Annotated in this window: 3 protein-coding genes and 1 pseudogene; 2 read left to right on the forward strand and 2 right to left on the reverse strand. The window is 46.4% G+C overall.

Annotation, left to right across the window (positions count from 1 at the left end; translation table 11 throughout):
- Positions 1–63 precede the first annotated feature (63 nt).
- On the reverse strand, positions 64–582 hold the full coding sequence (locus ACLFWI_RS28035) for a S26 family signal peptidase (RefSeq protein ID WP_446415663.1): 519 nt from the start codon (positions 580–582) through the stop codon (positions 64–66).
- 62 nt (positions 583–644) lie between these two features.
- On the opposite strand from ACLFWI_RS28035, the gene ACLFWI_RS28040 reads away from it, so the two are divergent.
- Positions 645–3,143, forward strand: coding sequence for a PhoD-like phosphatase (locus ACLFWI_RS28040; RefSeq protein WP_446415664.1), 2,499 nt, complete (start codon positions 645–647; stop codon positions 3,141–3,143).
- A 53-nt stretch (positions 3,144–3,196) separates the two neighbouring features.
- Positions 3,197–3,304: pseudogene (locus tag ACLFWI_RS28045) on the forward strand (chlorophyll synthase ChlG); the annotation flags it as partial.
- A 43-nt stretch (positions 3,305–3,347) separates the two neighbouring features.
- On the opposite strand, the gene ACLFWI_RS28050 reads toward ACLFWI_RS28045, so the two are convergent.
- Positions 3,348–3,870, reverse strand: a 523-nt coding sequence (locus tag ACLFWI_RS28050) for a tetratricopeptide repeat protein (RefSeq protein ID WP_446415665.1), incomplete at its 5' end; no start/stop codon positions are given.

Below are 3,870 nucleotides of genomic sequence, written 5' to 3' on the forward strand. Positions count from 1 at the left end.
AAACCCGCCCCGCCCTAACCGTTCAATTATCACAAATGACTAATGACAAATGACGAATGACAATCACTGATCGCCCTTTTTCGGATAAAGTAAGCGATCGCACTGAAATGCAATAATATCACTCCGTTGAGGCAAGCGAGAATTATAGGCTGTTTTATCTAATAAGCCGCGATCATTAATTTGCAAGTTTGGCTCCATGGAGCCTGATGGAATATAAACTGTTTCAATGAAATCTTTACATCTGGATAGGGATAATGGATTATCCTCAATAGGAGTACTTGCCCCCAAAAAATAGGGGAAATTTAAGGGAATTAAATTGATACATTCGACCTTGGACAGGAATGGCTCATTGACCAATGTGTCAAACATCTCTTGACATTGCTTGATTGATTCAATATCTTGTTCTAACAAGGGCGTACCTTGTTGCATATCGGGAATAAATCTCATTATTAATTCGACACAGTAGGATACAGAGAGTGGGGGTTCAGTCTCAGCCGAATCAGCCAGGGAGGGTAAAAAATTCGTTAATACTAAGCCCAATCCTAAAAAAGCCGCTGCGATACTATTTTTAATGTCTGACATAATAGATAATATGAACAATTTAAACTGAACGGGCTAATCAACACATCTACGTTATCAGTGCAATGCCTTTACTCGACGCCTACAGCGACTTTGAGCAACAACTGACACACCTGCCGCTCATTTTGGCAGGTCCGATCTTGCGGCGTACTGATCCGGATGGCGTCACCGTTTGGTTGGCACTGAAAGCGTCTAGTTCGGTCACACTTAGAGTGTATACCACGATCGCAGGTCAGGGGAAAACCCTGGATCAGGAACGGCTGGCTGGATCACGCGCCACTGTCGCTGTGGGCAAATACCTGCATATTGTCGCGGTAACGGCTAAACCCATAGATGGATACTTACTTGAACCGGGACAGATTTATGCCTACGATTTGGAATTTAGCGATCGCAATCAAACCCTTAACGATGCCCTCAACGCCAGAGAGGTTTTCCCAGTTATCACCATTAGCTATTTAGAACACAATCTGCCCACATTTGCCATGCCGCCGGATGACTTAAATCATCTGCGGATCGTTCATGGTTCCTGTCGCAAAGCCCACGGGAAGGGACAAGATGCCCTACCTCTGCTAGATGGTTTAATCGAACAATCAGCCGATCAACCTAATCATCGACCCCATCAACTCTTTTTAACAGGAGACCAAATTTACGCTGATGATGTGGCTGATCCCCTGTTAGCCGCGCTATGTGATATCGGGAATACGTTACTCGGTTGGCAGGAAAATTTGCCCTATAAAGGTGATTTTGTCAAGGGGTATTCCTGGAAAAAAGTAAGTGAATGGAAACCAGGACAGCGCACAGAAATTGCCCAAAATTATGCTGGCTTAACCGCGATGCTGGACAATCAACCTCAACGCTCTAAAAGCCATCTATTTAGTCTGGGTGAATATTTGGCGATGTATCTGTTGTCTTGGTCGCCGATACTTTGGGTGAATCCCTTTACCAAAGGCAAGACAAGGGGGAAAAAGCCGAAAACGTGGGATGAAGAAGTTGATGCCATTCAGGACTTTGCTAGCTATTTGTGGCAAGTCAGGCGATCGCTAGCGAATGTGCCAACCTATATGGTCTTTGATGACCACGATGTTAGCGATGATTGGTATTTGAATCGGGAGTGGTGTAACCGGGTTTTGGGTAAACCCTTGGGCAGACGGATTGTCCAAAATGGACTATTAGCTTATGCCTTGTGTCAGGCGTGGGGAAATACACCGGAACAGTTTACCTCGGGGCAACCGGGAGAAAAATTCTTGCAAGCGTTGCAACAATGGTCAGAATCAGCCGGGACAGATGCATCCGCCTGGGAAACGATGGGGAAATGTTTGGGAGTGCCTGACATTGAAGCCGAAACAGGATTGCCGAAATTGAAACAGGATGGAGCAGTTTTAATTCTGAATCGGCATAATTCAGATGGTACTCCAACTTTAACCTGGCACTATAGCGTTAGAAGTTTTAAGCACGAAGTTATTGTATTAGATACGCGGACATGGCGCGGTTTTCCCATGGGAGAGGATCAAATGATCGCGCCGCCGATGCTATTATCACCGACAGCCTTTGACCAGCAGATTGAAGATCCTCTGGAAGCAACCGATCAGCTTAAAGCGGCGGGTAAGTCGAAGATTGAAGCCACGTTAATTGTTTTACCGACAAACCTGATCCATGCGTCTTTAGTGGATATCGCCCAACAGTGGCATTGGCGCAAGGGTGAGGTATTTGGCACAGATGTGGGGGATTCGTGGAACTTTCACGATGTCGCCTTTAGTAAGTTGTTAACCGCACTATTTCAACGACGCGATCGCATCGTGTTGCTGTCAGGGGATATTCACTATGGCTACGTCGTTCGCCTCAACTACTGGTCTAATCCCCGTGGGAGACTCCAGAGACACGCAGCAGGCTACATCTGGGAAGCTGAAGAGACACCAACTCAAAACTCTGCCTCTGTGCTAGTCCAGTTAACCTCCAGTTCAATCAAAAATGCTGAGTTCAAGACCTATTTAGCTCATACTAAAGTCAAATCACTGGCATTAGAACAACCCGAATATTGGGTGGGATGGCAGACACCGCCGCCACTGGTGGAAATAATCGCTACTCCCGGTAAGGTGAGAATCCAAGATGTGCCAGTCCCCAGTCAAGGACTCTTTTGGCAGCAAATCCAGGTTCCTCAAGGTAATTGGGACATTGCTTGGCAAGTCGCCCTCAAAGATGAGCGATCGCAACCCGATTGGCGGTATCGAACAGAATGGAGTAAACGCCAAAAAGCTGAACCCGTTCCTTGGCTGAAACGACATCCCCAGCCAGAATCCGGCAAAACGTCACCATCATGGCGAAAAATCCTGTTAAATTCCCTATCCTGGTTATGGCGCAATCGCTGGCTACAAGAGGGTGATGAAATTGTCGGCTGTAATAACATTAGCGTTGTCAGTTTTCAATGGTCGCCGGATGATACTAAAGCAGTGATTCAAGACGTCTATTGGCATCCACCCTGGAAGCCGAATAGTGTGGTTAAAAGTCGTTATTTTGCGCCCCTGCGGTTAGAGTCGCCTCCCCCGTTACCTACCCTGAAAAATTAAGGCAGAAGGTAAGGAAAATTCATCTCCAGTCAATGAAACCGATTACCTGAATTCTGCGATCGCCCCTGGAAAATGATGTGAAATATCAAGCCAGCGCTCAACCGTTTTTGGTTCTGGGGATGCTGGTTGCAGGGTTAGCGTTAGGTCATGCGGGGATTTAGGATTGAATTGTAGAGACGTTTCGCTGGAACGTCTCTGTTCGTCTCACATTGATTCATTTAATAGCCTCTCAAGTTCTTCTGGTGTAAAGGGGTTTTTCCCGGCGCGGAGTTCATTAATCCAGCGCTGAGATCGTGACTTTATTTCATCCTTGTCAGTCAATTTAATCGCTGATTGAAAATCTTCAATTGCTCCTTCAGTATTGCCTGTTCGTGCCCTAGCCAGACCACGACTTTCACGAACACTACCGTATTGAGGATACATTTCCACTCCCTTGTCGCAGAAAGACATCACGTCAGCAGCATGACCATGTAGAGTACCCCGCCAACAAAGAGTATCCAAAGCAATTTCAGGAATTTCCAGGTTTGGTGCAAGTTTTTGGGCTTGGGTGTAGAATGCGATCGCCTCTTGTACCTCCCCCTGTCGTGCCAGTTTTTCTCCTTCTTCCACCTTACCTTGTGCAGCAAATTGGTGGGCGACGGCTTTGGGTTCCTTTTCTTTTTCGTCTGTATCTGGATTCAGGTCAATATCTGGGTCAAATTTAAGCGCTTGGGTGTAAGATGCGATC

Origin of the sequence: Coleofasciculus sp., from assembly GCF_046539235.1 — a bacterium.
Lineage (GTDB): Bacteria > Cyanobacteriota > Cyanobacteriia > Cyanobacteriales > Coleofasciculaceae > Coleofasciculus.